Source organism: Massilia oculi (genome assembly GCF_003143515.1).
GTDB lineage: Bacteria > Pseudomonadota > Gammaproteobacteria > Burkholderiales > Burkholderiaceae_D > Telluria > Telluria oculi.
The window spans coordinates 4,042,106-4,058,230 of sequence record NZ_CP029343.1 but is presented as its reverse complement, the minus strand read 5'-3'; the positions used below and the strand labels follow the sequence as shown (position 1 = coordinate 4,058,230).

At 68.1% G+C, this 16,125-nt stretch carries 12 protein-coding genes and 1 pseudogene; 6 read left to right on the top strand and 7 right to left on the bottom strand.

The window, feature by feature from the left end:
- The first annotated feature begins 40 nt into the window (after positions 1-40).
- The 4 genes from DIR46_RS18375 (at position 41) to DIR46_RS18355 (ending at position 6,997) form a co-directional block, all read left to right on the top strand.
- The gene (locus DIR46_RS18375; RefSeq protein WP_109346526.1) at positions 41-784 is read left to right on the top strand and encodes a phasin family protein; all 744 of its coding nucleotides are present in this window, start codon (positions 41-43) and stop codon (positions 782-784) included.
- Between the two features lie 87 nt (positions 785-871).
- Positions 872-2,632 carry an ABC transporter ATP-binding protein gene (locus DIR46_RS18370; RefSeq protein WP_109346525.1) on the top strand — a complete coding sequence of 587 codons (1,761 nt, stop codon included), beginning with the start codon at positions 872-874 and terminating at the stop codon, positions 2,630-2,632.
- Positions 2,622-4,424: an ABC transporter ATP-binding protein gene (locus tag DIR46_RS18365; protein WP_109346524.1), complete on the top strand. Its 1,803-nt coding sequence runs from the start codon at positions 2,622-2,624 to the stop codon at positions 4,422-4,424. The genes DIR46_RS18370 and DIR46_RS18365 overlap by 11 nt, the downstream gene beginning before the upstream one ends.
- A gap of 509 nt (positions 4,425-4,933) precedes the next feature.
- A complete protein-coding gene (locus tag DIR46_RS18355) occupies positions 4,934-6,997 on the top strand; it encodes a diguanylate cyclase (RefSeq protein ID WP_109346522.1) in 2,064 nt (687 codons plus the stop codon).
- 27 nt (positions 6,998-7,024) lie between these two features.
- On the opposite strand, the gene DIR46_RS18350 is transcribed toward DIR46_RS18355, so the two are convergent.
- From DIR46_RS18350 to DIR46_RS18325, 6 genes and pseudogenes are all read right to left on the bottom strand, one after another.
- Positions 7,025-7,582, bottom strand: a complete 558-nt coding sequence (locus DIR46_RS18350) for a porin family protein (protein ID WP_109346521.1) — start codon at positions 7,580-7,582, stop codon at positions 7,025-7,027.
- Positions 7,583-7,610: 28 nt separating this feature from the next.
- Positions 7,611-8,138 (bottom strand): DUF6130 family protein, encoded by a 528-nt coding sequence (locus tag DIR46_RS18345; RefSeq protein WP_162819568.1) that lies wholly within the window; start codon positions 8,136-8,138, stop codon positions 7,611-7,613.
- Positions 8,135-9,187, bottom strand: a complete 1,053-nt coding sequence (locus tag DIR46_RS18340; RefSeq protein ID WP_109346519.1) for an alpha/beta fold hydrolase — start codon at positions 9,185-9,187, stop codon at positions 8,135-8,137. Before DIR46_RS18340 ends, DIR46_RS18345 begins: the two co-directional genes overlap by 4 nt.
- Before the next feature lie 15 nt (positions 9,188-9,202).
- Positions 9,203-9,493, bottom strand: a complete 291-nt coding sequence (locus tag DIR46_RS18335) for an SDR family oxidoreductase (RefSeq protein ID WP_229446301.1) — start codon at positions 9,491-9,493, stop codon at positions 9,203-9,205.
- 150 nt (positions 9,494-9,643) lie between these two features.
- Positions 9,644-10,165: pseudogene (locus DIR46_RS18330) on the bottom strand (thioredoxin family protein).
- An 11-nt stretch (positions 10,166-10,176) separates the two neighbouring features.
- Positions 10,177-10,896, bottom strand: coding sequence for a cytochrome c biogenesis CcdA family protein (locus DIR46_RS18325; protein WP_109346517.1), 720 nt, complete (start codon positions 10,894-10,896; stop codon positions 10,177-10,179).
- A 191-nt stretch (positions 10,897-11,087) separates the two neighbouring features.
- On the opposite strand from DIR46_RS18325, the gene DIR46_RS18320 reads away from it, so the two are divergent.
- Together DIR46_RS18320 and DIR46_RS18315 are read left to right on the top strand one after the other, a co-directional pair.
- On the top strand, positions 11,088-11,828 hold the full coding sequence (locus tag DIR46_RS18320; RefSeq protein WP_109348065.1) for a response regulator: 741 nt from the start codon (positions 11,088-11,090) through the stop codon (positions 11,826-11,828).
- Positions 11,825-13,138, top strand: coding sequence for an ATP-binding protein (locus DIR46_RS18315; RefSeq protein ID WP_109346516.1), 1,314 nt, complete (start codon positions 11,825-11,827; stop codon positions 13,136-13,138). Before DIR46_RS18320 ends, DIR46_RS18315 begins: the two co-directional genes overlap by 4 nt.
- Here the strand turns inward: DIR46_RS18315 and DIR46_RS18310 are convergent.
- Positions 13,135-16,122 (bottom strand): sensor histidine kinase, encoded by a 2,988-nt coding sequence (locus DIR46_RS18310; RefSeq protein ID WP_109346515.1) that lies wholly within the window; start codon positions 16,120-16,122, stop codon positions 13,135-13,137. The genes DIR46_RS18315 and DIR46_RS18310 overlap by 4 nt on opposite strands.
- Between the last annotated feature and the right edge of the window lie 3 nt (positions 16,123-16,125).

Sequence of the window (16,125 nt, the reverse complement as noted above, 5' to 3'; positions counted from 1 at the left end):
CGATATTGCAGCGCGCCATACTTGACCGATAGGAAATCCAATGACCTCACTTCCCGAGCAATTGTCCGCAGCATCTACCAGGCAACTGAGCGCCCAGTGGGATGCGCAGTTTCGCTTCTTTCATACCTTCGCCACGCAGACGCTGGACAATGCCAGCCGCATCATGTCGCTCAACCTGTCGGCCTCGCGCGATTCGGTCGAGCGCTCGTCGCACACCCTGCGCCAGCTGATCGAGGCGACCCAGCCGCGCGACCTGCTGGTGCTGCGCACCCACGCCGAAGAACAGGTGCGCAGCCTATTCAACTACGGCCGCGAACTGTTCAACATCACCGCCAATGCCCAACCGGTCGCCTTGCGCACGATCGCGCACGAGGCGCCGGGCGCGCCGCTGACGCTGGCCGCTCCTGTTTCTGCACCGATCGAGCAGGCCGCGACCGTCGCCGCTGCCGCGACGACGGCCACGATCGACGCTGCCGCCGACACCGGCGCCAAGGTCACCGAGGCGGTCCAGGCTGCGGCGGCGCCGGTCGTGCAGGCGCAACCGCCAGCGCCGGCCGAGCCGGTCGTCGTCCAGGAAGGACCGGCGATCGTGAGCGCGGACGAGATCCAGGCGACGATCGGCGACGATCCAACCCCGGTCGCCAGGCCCAAGCCGATCGCCAGGGCCGCCGGCAAGGGCGCCCCGAAAGCGGCCACCGCGCCGCATCCGATGGCGGCCCCGGTCGAGGACAAGGATTCGGCCACCGTCACCCGCATCGACACCCCGCCAAAGCGTCGAAAGTAAGCACATCAACAGCGCCGGATAGGCAAAACGACTACACTAGCGGGCTCTGGCCCGCTTTTTTTTCGGGCGCATTTCCAAGGATTTCGAATGAGTTTGTCCAGGCTGATCGGCGGCTTCGTGCGCCGGCATTGGCAATCCTATGCCTCGTCGGCCGCCATGCTGGTCGGCGTCGCGATCTGCACCGTCCTCATCCCACGCAAGGTCGGCGCCATGGTCGACGCCCTTGCCGCCAACCGTCTCGGGCAGCACGACCTGCTGCTCGGGATCGCCGAACTGGCCGCGCTGGGCGTGGCGATCTACGTGCTGCGGGTCTGCTGGCGCATCCGGCTGTACTCGGCCGCCTACAACCTGGGCGTCGAGCTGCGCACCCGCTTGTACGCGCGCCTGGCGGCGCAGGGCCCGGCCTTCTACCAGCGCCAGCGCACCGGCGACCTGATGGCGCTGGCCACCAACGACATCGACGCCATCGAGATGGCGGCCGGCGAAGCCTTGCTGGCCGCCTTCGACGGCACGCTGACCCTGGTGATGGTGCTGGGGATCATGATGCTGGGCGTCGACTGGCGCCTGGCCCTGGTCGCGCTGCTGCCGTTCCCGCTGATGGGCCTCGCGTTCTGGTACATCTCGACCCATATCCACACGGCCGAAGGCGATGCGCTCAAGTGCTTTTCAAAGCTCAACGACCACGTGCAAGAGTCGCTGTCCGGCGTGCGCACCCTGCGCGCCCTGGGCCTGGAAGGACGCAGCGCCAGCCAGTTCGGCGAGCTGGCCGGCAAGGCCGCGCAAGCCAGCCTGACGGCGCAGAAATGGGAAGCCGCCTACGAGCCGGCGGTCGGCCTCACGCTCACTGCCGCCACCGGCCTCACGCTCGGCCTGGGCGGCTACCTGGTGTGGCAGGACGAACTCACGGTGGGCGCCCTGACCAGCTTCACGATGTACCTGGGCCAGCTGATCTGGCCGATGTTCGCGGCCGGCTGGGTGCTGACCCTGATCGAACGCGGCCGCGCCGGCCTGGCGCGCCTGCAACCGCTGCTCGACGCCCCGCTCTCGGTCGAGGACACCGGCGTCATCGAACAGGTCGGCCAGGGCGCGCTGGTGCTGGACAAGGTCACCTTCGCCTACGGCGGACAAGGCAATCCGCAACAGCCGGCGCTCGACGGTGTGTCGCTGCGGCTCGAGCCGGGCCAGACCCTGGGCCTGGTCGGCCCGACCGGTTCCGGCAAGTCGACCCTGCTGCGGGTGCTGCTGCGCCAGGCCACGCCGCAGGCCGGCCGCGTCGAATGGGCCGGCCAGCCGCTCGACGCCTATCGCCTGTCGGCCCTGCGCAGCGCGACCAGCTGGGTGCCGCAAGAGTCCTTTTTGTTCTCGGCCTCGATCGCCGAGAACATCGCGCTGGCCCGTCCCGGCGCCTCGCGCGCCGAGGTGATCGCGGCGGCGCAGATGGCCGACATCCACGACGACATCCTGCGCTTCCCGCACGGCTACGACACCCCGGTGGGCGAAAAAGGCATCACGCTGTCGGGCGGCCAGCGCCAGCGGGTCGCGATCGCGCGCTCGCTGCTGGCCGCCAGTTCCCTGCTGCTGCTGGACGACGCCCTGTCGGCAGTCGACACCGGCACCGAGACCCGCATCCTCGAACACCTGGCCGAGCTGCGCCAGGCGCAGCCCGGACGCGCCGCCATCATCGCCAGCCACAGACTGTCGGCGGTGGTCGCGGCCGACCACATTATCGTGCTCAAGGCCGGCCGCGTGGTCGAAGCGGGCACCCACGATCAACTGCTCGCGCTGGATGGCTGGTATGCCAGCCAGTGGCGTTACCAACAACTGGAGGCCAGCCTCGATGCCATCTGACGCAAGCACGGACAAGTCCGTCGAACGCGGCGAATTGCGCCACCAGGCGAAGCTCGCCACACGCCTGCTGCGGCGCGCCGCAGCGCCCGAGACGCGCCACCTGGTCGTCGCCACCTTGTGGCTGATCCTGGCCGCGGCATTCGAGGTCCTGGGCCCGCTGCTGGGCAAGGCCCTGATCGACGACCACCTGCTGCCGCGCGACCTCGACTGGCCGCGCATGGCGCTGCTGCTGGGCGGCCTGGTCGTCACCGGCTGGATCGCGAGCTGGGTGCGCTACCTGCAGCTGATCCGCCTGTCGGGCCTCGCGATGCGCTCGGTGCAGCGCCTGCGCGAATGGGTCTATGGCCACGTGCTGCGCCTGCCGATGGCCTTCTTCGACCGCGCCATCACCGGCCAGTTGGTCAGCCGCGTGACCAACGACACCGAGGCGGTCAAGACCCTGTACATCCAGGTCCTGTACGTCATGCTCGACAACTCGATCGTCCTGATCGGCACCATGATCGCGATGGCCTGGCTCGACTGGCGCCTGATGCTGATCGTCCTGACCCTGGTGCCGGCGGTGGTGGGCATCGTCTGGCTCTACCAGCGCCTGTCGGCGCCGGCGGTCACGCGCGCCAGGGCACTGCGCAGCGACATCAATGCCCAGATGGCCGAGTCGATCGGCGGCATGAGCGTGCTGCAAGCCAGCAATGCCGAAGTGCGTTTCGGCGAGCGCTTCCTGGGCACCAACCGCAACCACTACACGGCGCGCTTGGCCGAGCTGCGCGCCAACGCCTTCCTGCTGCGGCCCGCGCTCGACCTGCTCAACGTCGCCCTGCTGGCGCTGGTGATCTTCGCCTTCGGCCAGCGCGAGGTCGGCGCGGTCGAGGTGGGCGTGCTGTATGCCTTCGTCAGCTACATCGCGCGCGTGGTGGAGCCCCTCATCCAGATCACGATGCAGTTCAGCGGCCTGCAGCAGGCGGTGGTGGCGGCGGCGCGCGTGAACACGCTGCTCGACGAAGCGGGCGCGCCGGAACACGATCCCAGGCGCGCGCACGACGAAAGCGCCTTCTCGGCGACCGCGCCGGCGGTGCGGGTACGCAACGTGGAATTCGCCTACGTGCCGGGCCAGCCGGTGCTGCACGACCTGTCGCTCGACGTGCCGCAAGGCGCCTTCTTCGGCATCGTCGGTCACACCGGCAGCGGCAAGTCGACCCTCCTGTCGCTGCTGCTGCGCTACTACGTGGCCGACAAGGGCACCATCGAGATCGGCGGCCTGCCGCTGGCCGGCATCGGCAACGAGCGTTTCCGCAACGAGGTCGGCCTGGTGCCGCAAGACCCCTTCATCCTGGCCGCCACCGCGCGCGAGAACATCGACATGGGCCGCGGCCTTTCCTTCGCCCGCCTGCAGGCCGCGGCGCGCGCGGCCCACGCCCACGACTTCATCGCCGCGCTGGAAGACGGCTACGAGACCCAGCTGGGCGAAGGCGGTTCGCGTTTGTCGTCCGGCCAGAAGCAGCTGATCGCGATCGCGCGCGCGCTGGCGGGCGAGCCGCGCATCCTGCTGCTGGACGAGGCGACCTCGCGCATCGACAGCGCCACCGAGCAGATCGTGCAGGAGGCGTTGGAAGAATTGCGCGGCAAGGTGACCATCATCGCCATCGCGCACCGCCTGTCGACCATCCGCGAGGCCGACCGTATCATCGTGCTCAATCACGGCAAGATCACGGAAGCTGGACCGCACGAGGAACTGATGCGGATCGAGGGCGGCTTGTATCAGCGGCTGTATCTGTTGCAGCAGATCGCGGTGTAAGTCCTGGGCGGTGTTGGCGGCTGTGGGGTGGACGGCGCCGTCCACCCCACAGCCCGGATTCACATCCTGCTCCAGTTGAAACAACCAGCCGGCGCACCGCTGCCGCTCACCTCTTGTCCCGGCGGCGGCGTCGCGCATCCCCCGCCGCCCTGGCGGCGCAGCCAGCGCCAGCCGAGCAGCAACGGCACGACGCCGAACGCGACCCCAGCCAGAGCAAAGCCGGCGCGGATGGCGGTCGCACCGCCGCGCACAACATTCTGGTGCGCGATTTTGGCTGTTGGTTACACCAGATCGGCCACATTCAGTTTTTTTACTCGACAAGTGGTTCACTCCTGTTTGCCTGGATCACCGGGCTTACCGGACCGCTCACCCTGCCGCCGCGCCAATGTCCTCGATTCGCCTGTGTCTTTTTTGTGACATTTGAAGAGAAAGTGAAATTTCTGCTTTGCAACAGCCATATAATGGTCCAAACAACTTCCGCCGGACCGCCCGGCGCGACGAGAAACGGCATGTTCGCTGTCCTGCATTGCGCATTCGCGCCTTCCCGCTCCCTCGCGCTGGCCCTGGCATTGTGCGCGGCGTCGCCGCTGGCCTTTGCCAGTGACGGCCTGCCGCTGGACCAGCGCATCGCGGATATCCGCGAACTCAATCGCTTCGTGCCCGAGCGCGCGCTGCCGAAGCTGGAAGCGCTCGAGCAGGAAGCCCGCAACGCACCGCTCACGCAACGCATCGAGTTCCTGAACCAGCTTGCCATGGCGCGCCACGGCCTCGGCCACCATGGGCAGTCGTTCACGCTCGCCAACGAGCTGATCGCCCTGGGCCGCGAATACGATCATGCCGGCGCGCTCGCCAAGGGCCTTCTGATGCAAGGGTATTCGGCCTTTGCCCAACATCGTCCGAGCGAAGCGCACCGCCTGGTCTGGGAAGCGGAAAAGCTGGCCAACACCACCAACGACATCGACCTGCGCGTACGGGCGGCGATTTCGTCGGGCGAATCGCATGCCGAGGAAGGCAATCTGCCACGCGCCCTCGAGCGCCTGCAGTCGGCGGCCGCACTGGCGCGCAGGCATGGCGAGCCGGTGCACGTGGTCATGGCGCTCAATTCGCTGGTGCGCCTCTACTCCCAGATGCGCGAACCCGAAAAGGGCTTTGGCCTGCTGGACGAGGCGCTCGCCGCCGCCCGCAAGGCGAATTCGCCGGGCCGCATGGCGACCATCCGGAACGCCGAGTACTGGCTGGCGATCGATACCGGCCAGCGCGAACGCGCGCTGCGCGCGTTGCAGGAAGGACTGGCGCTGGAACGCTCGATTGGCGCCACCAAGCGGGTCGCGGTGTCGCTGATCAACCTGTCCGACTTCTATCTCAAGACCGGCGACTTCAAGCACGCGGCGAGCTACGCCGAACAGGCGGTGGCGGCGACGCGTCCGCTGAACGACCGCAAACTCGATGCGACCGCTCACCTGAACCTGGGCCAGGCCTATCTGGGCACCGGCCGCCTGGCCGACGGCAAGCGCCAGATCGAGCTGGGCATGGCCGGCTACGAGGAAATCGGCGACAAGCCGGAACTGCAGAACGCCCTGGTCGAATACGGCCTCGCGCTGGAGCGCGTCGGCGACCTGCCCGGCGCGCTGCAAGCCTATCACCGCGAACGCAAGATCTCGAACGAGCTGTTCGAGCGGCGCCGCCAGCAGGCGATGCTCGACCTGCAGGAAAAGTACGAGGGCGACAAGAAGCAGCGCCAGATCGAGCTGCTGCGCAGCGAAAACCTGATCAAGTCGACCGAGATCGACAACCGACGCCTGCAGCAGCGCGTGTGGTGGCTGCTGGTCGCGGTGTTCGCGCTGGCGGCGACCGTGGTGGGTCTGTTGTACCGCAAGGTGCGCCAAGCGAACGCCCAGCTGCATGAAAAGAACCGCGAACTCAAGCAGCAGAGCGTGCGCGATCCGCTGACGGGGCTGTACAACCGTCGTCACTTTTTGGAATACATGCGCACGCCGCCGGCGGCGCGCGCACCGGACGATGCGCCGGGTGGCGCCTTGTTCCTGCTCGACGTCGACCACTTCAAGAACATCAACGACACCTATGGTCACGCGGCGGGCGACGCGGTGCTGACCACGATCGCGGCGCGCCTGTGCGAGATCCTGCGCGAGACCGACATGATCGTGCGCTGGGGCGGCGAGGAATTCCTGGCCTACCTGCCGACGGCGCCGGCCGGTAAATCAGGACTGGACGAGGTGGCCGAACGCATCCTGGCCGGCATCGGCGCGACCGTCGTCGACCATGGCGGCATGGCCCTGAGCGTGAACGTGTCGATCGGCCATGCGCCCTTCCCGCTCGCGGTGGGCAAGCAGGAGCTGGCATGGGAACGGGTGGTGAACCTGGTGGACATGGCGCTGTACCTGGCCAAGTCGCACGGACGCAACCGGGCGTATGGCGTGCGCGGCTTCGCCGACGACAGGCTGACCAGCATCGATGCGATCGAGCAGAACCTGGAGCATGCGTGGCGTGCGGGGCAGGTCGATCTGTCGGTCGTGATGGGAGAGCGCGACCTGCCGCGCGCCGTGAACGGCTGAGCGTTCGCAGCGCGCTGGACGTACGCCTTAGAAACCGTACTGCAGGCCCACCGACACGACGTCGGCCTTGGCGCCCGCTTCCTTCTTCCTGCCATAGCGCTCGTATTCGCCGAACAGCGACACGTTCGGGGCCAGGGCATACTGCACGCCCAGCGCCGCGTAGGCGCCGGTGTCGCGATCCGTGTAGCTGTCGCCCATGAGCGAGAACTTGGTTTCGTTATAGGAGGCGCCCAGCTTGCCATAGGCCGAGAGCTCGGCGTTCACGGGCATCGTGTATTTCGCCGCAATATAGGTGCGCGAGCTCTTCACCTCTGCCGTCGTGAATCCCGACCCTGAGAACGCGTTGATGTCCTCATTGCCGAAGCGCGAGTGGCCGGCTTCCAGCGCCCAGTTCTGGTCGATGTTGTAGCCGCCGAACAGCTTGCCGCCGGCCTGCCAGTCATCGCTGGACTGGTTCTTGACGCCGGACACTGCTGCGCCGATATAGGCGCGCGACGCCGGGCTGACGTCGGCGACGCTGGTCTGGGCCTGTGCGGAACCAATGGCGGCCAGGCTGGCCGCGAGCGTAATGATCAGTTTGTTCATGATGTCCTCTGGTCTGGTTCGCAATTCGTCATTGAATTGCGTATCGGAAAGGTAGCATCAATGCCAACTCGACATGAACCGCGGATGCGTAAGCGGTTGTAACGAGTTTCAGTCCGCTTCGCCGGCAGGCCTGCTGCTGCTGCGACTTGTCATGCGGATGCGTGCCGTTTGCCGCATGAACCGGGCAGAAGCCACGTATGCATTGGGTTACTTCTGGATACAACTTGGCGTCGATGACGCCGTTCGATGCCCGTGCCAATCCCCCAGCCCCCGCTGGGACGACGGATGCCACCGTCCGGCTGGCGATCACCATGTGCGTGGGATCGGGCGTGTTCGCGGTGCGGTAGCCGGTGAAGACCTGGCCTTTCGCCAGCGGTCCGGGCGGCTTTCGATCGGCGATCAGCCTGCGCGCCGCCCCGTTCGCGATCGCCACCACCGCGATCGGGCGGGCGCCGCCGACATCGCCCTGGGCGAATGCCGGCAGCGACAGGGAGGCCAGCAGCCCGAGGACGGTGCAGAGCACGCGTGCATTGGCGCCCGTGGTCGATCTTCTCACCTCCATTTGGCGACGTCGAGGACGGCCTGTGCAAAGTCCCGAGGCGCTTCCTGCGGCAGGTTATGGCCGACACCATTGGCGATGTGGCGGTGTTCGTACTTCTTCAGGAACTTCCTGGCGTAGTTCTTCGGATCGGGATGCGGCGCCCCGTTGGCCTCGCCCTCCATCGTGATGGTCGGCACCGCGACGTCGGGGAACGTCGCCAGGCGCCGCTCAATGTCTTCGTATTGCGGCTCGCTCGGCGCCAGGCCCAGGCGCCAGCGGTAGTTGCTGATCGAGATGGCGACGTGGTCCGGGTTGTCGAGCGATCTGGCGGAGCGGGCGAAGGTCGCGTCGTCGAACTTCCACTCGGGCGACGCCAGTTCCCAGATCAGGCGCGCGAAGGCATGCGTGTTTTCGCGATAACCGCGTTCGCCGCGCGGGGTGGCAAAGTAATACTGGTACCACCATTGCAGCTCGGCCTTCGGCGCCAGCGGCACGATATTGCCTTCCTGGCTGCCGATCAGGTAACCGCTGACCGAGACCAGCGCATTGAAACGCTGCGGCCACAGTGCGGCCAGGGTGGTGGCGATGCGGGCACCCCAGTCGAAGCCGGCGACGATGGCGTGCTCGATCTTGAGTGCGTCGAGGAAGGCGACGGCGTCGGCCGTGAAGCTGGCCTGCTGGCCATTACGCAGCGTGTCCGGCGACACGAAGCGCGTGCTGCCGTAGCCGCGCAGGTGCGGCACGATCACGCGATAGCCGGCCGCGGTCAGGATCGGCACTACATCGATGAAGGCGTGGATGTCGTAGGGCCAGCCGTGGAACAGCACGATCGGCGTGCCGGTAGGCGGTCCGGCATCGACATACCCGACGTCGAGCACGCCGGCGCGGATCTGGCGGATGTCGGTGAAGGTGTTGCTGGCAGGGGAAATCCCGCTGCCGGCGCCTGGCCTGGCGCCGGCAGGCGCCGCCTGCGCGGCGCCCATCAGGCTGGCTTGAAAGGCGGCGATGCCCAGCGCCGCGGTGCCCAGGAAGTCCCTGCGTTTCAGGTTGGTATTGTCGTTCATGACGTTCTCCTGGGATTACAGCGACATGCCGCCGATGGTCCGGCTGGCGCCCGTCATATGGCCCGAATCCGGGCCGGTCAGGCAGGCCACCAGCGCCCCGATCTCGGCCGGCCGGCCGACGCGCTTCACCGGGATCAGGGGCGTGATCGTCTCGAGCATGTCGGCCGTCATGTCGGTCGCGATCGGGCCGGGCTGGATGTTGCCGATGGTGATGCCGCGCTCACCGGTCAGGGCGACGCCGGCGCCGGCGCCGCGCGAGCCGACGGAGACGAGTGCGATCCTGTGTTGTGCGGTGCTGGTGTTCATGGTGATTCTCCTTCGCGGGTTGGACTGCCTGGGTTGTGAATGCATGACGCCATTAAAAGGCCGTCACGTCTCTCCACTGTGTCTGGAATGACTCCTTACGCAATGGCGTGTGTACCGCCCGAGGCTGGATACACCGGGATACAAAAACTGCTACGCGGCTTCGGCCAGCAGGGCCTGGATCCTGGCTTCGGTCTCCCGGTAGGCCCCTTCGCCGAAGTGCGTGTAGACGATGCGTCCGCGCTTGTCGATCAGGTAGACGGCCGGCCAATACCGGTTCGAATAGGCTTCCCAGGTGGCGTAGCGGTTGTCCTGGGCCACCGCATACGGGATGCCGAAGCGCTTGATCGCGGACTGCACGTTCGCGGTCGAGCGTTCGAACGGGTACTCGGGGGTATGCACCCCGACCACGACCAGGCCCTGGTCCTTGTACTTCTCGTGCCAGCGCTTCACATGCGGCAGCGTGCGGATGCAGTTGATGCAGGTGTAGGTCCAGAAGTCGACCAGCACGACCTTGCCGCGCTAGCCCTGCATGGTAAGGGGCTGCGAACCCAGCCACTTGTCGATGCCCGTGAATTCGGGGGCGGTCTGGCCCCTGGCGATCGGCGCGCCATGGGACGAGGCGGCGTTGAAGAAGGTGGCGCCGGCGAGCAGCATGGTGAGCAGGCATTTCATGATGGTTCCTTTCAGAGCGAGATGAAGTTGGCGAGGTGGGCGTACAGCAGGACGTCGTACTGGAAATGGATGGCGGCGGCGGTGGCCAGGATCAGCGCGCCGAACAGTTGCTGCAGGCGGTCGGCGTGGCGCGCCACGGCGCGGATCCGGGTGCGGACGAACTGGCCGCCGTAGGCGATGACGAGCATCGGGATGCCGGCGCCGATGGCGTACAGCAGCAGCAAGCCGGCCGAGCGGCCGAGATCCTGGGCCTGGGCCACCAGCACCAGGATGGAGGCCAGCACCGGGCCGGCGCAGGGCGTCCAGACGGCGCCCAGCGACATCCCCAGCAGCAGTCCTCCGAGGTTGCCGGCGCGCTCGGCGCCGCCGGCGGGCATGGCGCGGCTCACCAGGGCGCTCAGGTGGTTCATCAACCACCTCATTAGCCCGACATACGGCGCCTTCCACAGCATCGCCACGCCCAGCATGGCCAGGATGGCCAGGCCCACGTAGCGCAGGGTTTCATGGGCCAGCACGACGTGCTGCGAGGCGCTGGCCAGCAGCATGCCGAGCGCGGCGAAGGAAATGACGAAGCCGGCCACGATGAACAGCGGGCGCGTGTTGCGCTGTCCTTCGGTCCGGTCTTGCAGGGTGCCGCCCAGGACGATGGGCAGGATGGGGAGCACGCAGGGCGAGGCGATGGTCAGCACGCCGCCGAGCAGGGCGAGCGGTGCGTCGATGAGAGCGGTCATGGTACGGTCCTCCTGTTGGAATGACCGTATTGGACCGCCGTGGCGTATCCCGGATGTGTCGGGAATGGGCGTTCTTGCAATGTACTGTACCCGGTCCGGGGCCAGATACATTGGCATACAAAAGCAGGCGGCATTTGCGATATAAAGACGGCACTGCTACTGTCGAACAGACCTTCTATCCGGTGCCGACCATGGAACATACCGACCATATCCTGATCGTCGACGACGACCTCGAGATCCGCGAACTGCTCGCCAGCTATCTGGAAAAACAGGGCATGCGCGCTTCCACCGCCGCCAACGGCCGCCAGATGCGCGCGCTGATGGAACAGCACCAGTTCGACCTGGTGATCCTCGACCTGATGCTGCCGGGCGAGGACGGCCTGACGCTATGCCGCGACCTGCGCGCCGGCAAATGGCGCGCGTTGCCGATCCTGATGCTGACTGCGCGCGACGAAGAGACCGACCGCGTGGTGGGGCTCGAGATGGGCGCCGACGATTACCTGACCAAGCCGTTCGCGGTGCGCGAGCTGTTCGCCCGCATCCGCTCGGTGCTGCGCCGCGCGCGCATGCTGCCGCCGAACTTCGAGGTCAAGGAACCGGGCCGGTTCCTGGCGTTCGGCGACTGGCGCCTCGACACCGTCGGCCGTCACCTGCTGGATGCTCAGGGCACGATGGTGGCCCTGAGCGGCGCCGAATACCGCCTGCTGCGGGTCTTCCTCGAGCATCCGCAGCGCGTGCTGTCGCGCGACCAGTTGCTGAACCTGACCCAGGGCCGCGACGCCGACCTGTTCGACCGCTCGATCGACCTGCTGGTGAGCCGCCTGCGCCAGCGCCTGCGGGACGATGCGCGCGAGCCGCGCTACCTCAAGACCCTGCGCAGCGAAGGCTATGTGTTCTCGTGCGCGGTCGAGGTGGCGGACGGTCCGGCATGAGCGCTCCCCTCCCGCGCTGGCCGCGCACCCTGTTCGTGCGCCTGGTGCTGATCCTGTCGCTCGGCCTGGCGCTCGCGCATGCGCTGTCCTATGTCCTGATCATGAGCGAGCGGCGCGAAGCCACGGTGGGGCTGATGCTCGGCTACCTGGAGCAGGACGTCGCCAGCTCGGTGGCCCTGCTCGACCGCTTGCCAGGCGCCGAGCGCGCCGCCTGGCTGCCGCGCCTGGAGCGCCGCACCTACAGCTTCTCGCTTGGCCCCGGCGACCTGGGCCATCTGCCCGACACCGCGCATGCGCGCCGCATCGCCGAGGCCTTCATGGATGCCATCGGCAAGCAGTACCAGGTCACCGCGCGGGCCGTGCCGGGCCATCCGGACCGGGTGCAGGCGACCGTCATCCTGGGCGATGGCACGCCGCTGACGATCGACATGCGGCCCGCCGGCCTGCCGGTGTCGAACTGGCTGCCCGCCGTGCTGCTCGGCCAGCTGATCCTGCTGGCGGCCTTCACCTGGGCCGGCGTGCGGCTGGCGACCCGTCCCCTGGCCCGGCTGGCCGACGCCGCCGACAGTCTCGGGCCCGATCTGAAATCCGAGCCGTTGCCCGAGTCCGGTCCCCAGGAAGTCACGCGTGCGGCGCGCGCCTTCAATGCGATGCAGGCGCGCATCGCCGGCTACATGAGCGAGCGCACCCAGATCCTGGCCGCGATCTCGCACGACCTGCAGACGCCGATCACCCGCATGCGCATGCGCGCCGACATGCTGGACGACGCGGTCCAGCGCGACAAGATGAACCGCGACCTGCGCGAGATGGAGGCGCTGGTCAAGGACGGCGTGGCCTATGCGCGCACCCTGCACGGCACCCTGGAAGCGCCGTGCCGTATCGACGCCGACGCCCTGCTGTGCAGCCTGGTCGGCGACTACCAGGACGCGGGGCGCGCCGTGACCCTGCGCGGCAAGGCCGGCGCTTCCATGGCGACCCGTCCCCACGCGCTCCGGCGCATCCTCGGCAACCTGGTCGACAATGGCCTCAAGTATGCGGGCGCGGTCGAAGTCAGTGTCGGACAAGCTGCGGCCGGCAAGCTCGCGATCCTGGTGCGCGATTTCGGCCCCGGCATTCCCGACGAAGAGCTGGAAAAGGTGTTCGAACCGTTCTACCGCCTGGAAGCCTCGCGCAATCGCGATACCGGCGGCACCGGGCTGGGCCTGGCGATCGCGCGCCAACTGGCGGCCACGCTGGACGGCACGCTGGATCTGGCGAACCATCCCGAAGGCGGGCTGGAAGCCAGGCTGGTGATCCGCGACCTAACCTAGGCCTGACCGGCGGCAAGCGGCACGGTCAGGCGCACCGTCGTGCCGCGGCCGGCTCTGCTATCGAGGGTGAGCTGCCCGCCGATCTGGGCCGCCCGCTCGCGCATCCCGACCAGGCCCCAGTGCCCATCGCGCCTGCCGGCCCGCAGCACCGCCTCCGCAATGCCGCCGCCGTCGTCGGCCACCTCCAGCGCCAGCCGGCGCCGGCCATACGTCAGGCGCACGTCGATGCGCGTGGCGCCGGCGTGGCGGAAGGCATTACGCATCGCCTCGCGCGCGATCTCGGCGACTTCCTCGGCCAGCGCCGGCGCCAACGACATGGCGCTGCCGTCGACCTCGAAGCCAACCGCCACCCCGCGATGGTCTTCCTGCAGCCTGCGCAGGGCGTCGTCGATCACGCAGTCCAGGGTGACGTCGTCGCCCATGCGCAGTTCCTGCAGCCGGTCGCGGCCCTCGGCGATGGCCTGGTCGGCTTCGTCCAGCACCTGTTCGAGCCGGGCGCGGGCCCGGTCTTCATTCGGCATGGCGCGCACCACGGTGTCCAGGCGCAGGGCCAGCGCCTCGACCGTCTGCAGGAACGAATCGTGCAGGGTGCGGGCAATGCGTTCGCGCTCGGCGGTGCGCATCCGCAGTCGCTCGGCCACGCGCCGCGTCAATTGGCGCACGCGATAGCGGTACAGCAAATAGCCCAGCGCCAGCGCCGCCAGCGCGCACGCGACCTGGAACGGACGGCTTTCGAACAGGGTCGGCGCGATCTCCAGCTCGAGGACCGCGGTGTTGGGGCTGGCCACGCCGTCCTCGTTGCGCGCGCGCACCTGGAAGCGGTAGGCGCCTGGCGCCACGTTGGTGTACCAGGCGGCGCGCCGGTTGCCGGCGTCCTGCCAGTCGCGGTCGACGCCGTCCAGGCGATATTCGAAGCGCAGGCCGTCCGGCCGGCGCAGGCCAAGCGCGGTGAACGTGATGCCGAAGTCGTTCGATCCCGCCGGCAGGGACAGTGCTCCGGCAGCGGCAATGGCCACGCCGTCGGCCTCGGCGCCGAGGATCGCGACCCGCGGCGCGTGTCCGTTGCGCGACGAAGGCTTGTTGTCGATGCTGACCACGCCGCCCGACGTCACCAGCCAGATGCGCCCTCCTCCGTCGGCCATCGCGGTGGGCATGCGGATCTCGGTCATCGCCTTGCCGGTGTAGCCGTCCTGCACGCCGAACTGCCGGTAGCGCAGCGGCAGGCCGGGGTCGGCCATGCTGCGCCGCCAATCCTGGGCGCGTACGTGCACCGCGCCACCGGCCCCGTTGAGCCAGCGGTCACCGTCGGGCGTGACGTGCATGCCGGTGACGTTGCGCAGCACGTCCGGATCCTGGGCGCGCAAGAGCTGGACCCGGCCGTCCTTGAGCACACCCATGCCGCGCGCGCCGCTGATCGTGACGTCGCCTTCGGCGAAGATGCGTGACGCCATGCCGACCGCGGACGCTTCGTACACCTGCCTGACGCCGTTGTCGTAGAACACCAGTTTACCGTCGCCCAGGCCCAGCCACTGCTGGCCCGGTCTGGCGCCCGCCGTCGACACGCTGATCCTGGGCGGCAGCGGAAAGGCGCTGCGCGGCAGCCACTTGCCATCGACCAACCCCATCAGGCCGGTCGGAACCGAGAATATCCACAACACCTTGCCGTCGTGCCCCATGCCGCCAAGGCGCAACGCGGCCGGCTTACCGTCCGGCCCCGACGGAAACGGTATCCGTTCGACCGCGCCGCGATAGCGCACCTCGATGCCATGCGTCCCGGCCAGCATCAGCGCGCCCCGGTGATCGTTGGCGACCATCGTCGCATGCCGCCCGCGCTCGACTTGCGGCGCACGGCCTGGCGCGATGCGCCACAGGGAGCCGTTGCTGCGGTCGGCGGCCCAGACCACGCCATCGGCGTCGCGCGCAAGGGTGAAATAGTAGCCCGCCCCCGATAGCGGCGAACGATGCACCCGCTGCTCGCGGAAGCGGTCCAGGCCATGCTGCGTCGCGATCCAGACATTGCCCTCGAGGTCTTCGAGGATGTACTCGGGATCGTCGCCCGACAAAGGCGGGGAAGCGACGACATCGCCCTCGCCCAAGCCAGCGTCGAAGGCGGCATCCGGCAGCGCGCCGGCGCCATAGCGCAGGCGCAGTTCACGGCCGGCGCCGAGCGACCACAGCGTGCCGTCCCGGTCGAACAGGGCCGCGGGCCGCACCTCGGTGCGATTGAACCCTTGCGGCGGCGGCAAAACGCGGCCATCCGGCGCTCCCGGCAGCAGCGACATCCGGCCCCCGTTCGCCAGCCACAGCCGGCCGTCGGGCGACATCGCGAAGAATCCGCCATGCATGGCGATGCGCATGAAACGGCCACGCTGACGGTCCAGGCGCCAGGCGCCTTCACGGTCCGACACCCACATCTGCCCATACTGGTCGAGCAGCATATTGTGTACGCCGCCCGCCTCCGGCACGCCGTCGAACGGGACCGGCTGCCAGCGCTGGCCGTCGAAGCGGTGCACCCCGTTTTCCGCGCCGGCCCAGATGCTGCCATCGACATCGACCGCCGTGGACAGGATCTGGCCGAGCGGTTGCCCGGCGACGGGGAGGTCTTCCAGGCGGCCGTCCGGATGCAGCATCGACATGCCAAAGCCGGCGTAGGTGATCGTCAGCCTGCCGTCGCGCTCCGCTCCCAGAGCATAGATGCGGTCGCGGGGCAGCATGCCGCGCTGAGGCAGCTCCACGCGCGTGAAACGCAAGCCGTCGAAGCGGTACAAGCCATCGTAGGTGCCAAGCCAAAGCCAACCGTCGCGCGTCTGTGCCATTGACGTGATCTGTGCCGGCGCGCCATCGAGCGCGGTCCAGCGGGTGTGATGGATATTGGCCAAGCCGACCTCGCGGTCCAGTGCCCGTGCCGGCAGGCCGGATGACAACAACAGGCACAGGGCGCCGACGCTCTTGAACAGGTCTAACGGCAAGGATATGCGGCGCATGGC

Bases quoted from the DNA above. Each gene is read 5' to 3' on its own strand.
- DIR46_RS18375 (WP_109346526.1), top strand. From the start codon at position 41: ATGACCTCACTTCCCGAGCAATTGTCCGCAGCATCTACCAGGCAACTG.
- DIR46_RS18370 (WP_109346525.1), top strand. From the start codon at position 872: ATGAGTTTGTCCAGGCTGATCGGCGGCTTCGTGCGCCGGCATTGGCAA.
- DIR46_RS18365 (WP_109346524.1), top strand. From the start codon at position 2,622: ATGCCATCTGACGCAAGCACGGACAAGTCCGTCGAACGCGGCGAATTG.
- DIR46_RS18355 (WP_109346522.1), top strand. From the start codon at position 4,934: ATGTTCGCTGTCCTGCATTGCGCATTCGCGCCTTCCCGCTCCCTCGCG.
- DIR46_RS18350 (WP_109346521.1), bottom strand. From the start codon at position 7,582: ATGAACAAACTGATCATTACGCTCGCGGCCAGCCTGGCCGCCATTGGT.
- DIR46_RS18340 (WP_109346519.1), bottom strand. From the start codon at position 9,187: ATGAACGACAATACCAACCTGAAACGCAGGGACTTCCTGGGCACCGCG.
- DIR46_RS18335 (WP_229446301.1), bottom strand. From the start codon at position 9,493: ATGAACACCAGCACCGCACAACACAGGATCGCACTCGTCTCCGTCGGC.
- DIR46_RS18325 (WP_109346517.1), bottom strand. From the start codon at position 10,896: ATGACCGCTCTCATCGACGCACCGCTCGCCCTGCTCGGCGGCGTGCTG.
- DIR46_RS18320 (WP_109348065.1), top strand. From the start codon at position 11,088: ATGGAACATACCGACCATATCCTGATCGTCGACGACGACCTCGAGATC.
- DIR46_RS18315 (WP_109346516.1), top strand. From the start codon at position 11,825: ATGAGCGCTCCCCTCCCGCGCTGGCCGCGCACCCTGTTCGTGCGCCTG.
- DIR46_RS18310 (WP_109346515.1), bottom strand. From the start codon at position 16,122: ATGCGCCGCATATCCTTGCCGTTAGACCTGTTCAAGAGCGTCGGCGCC.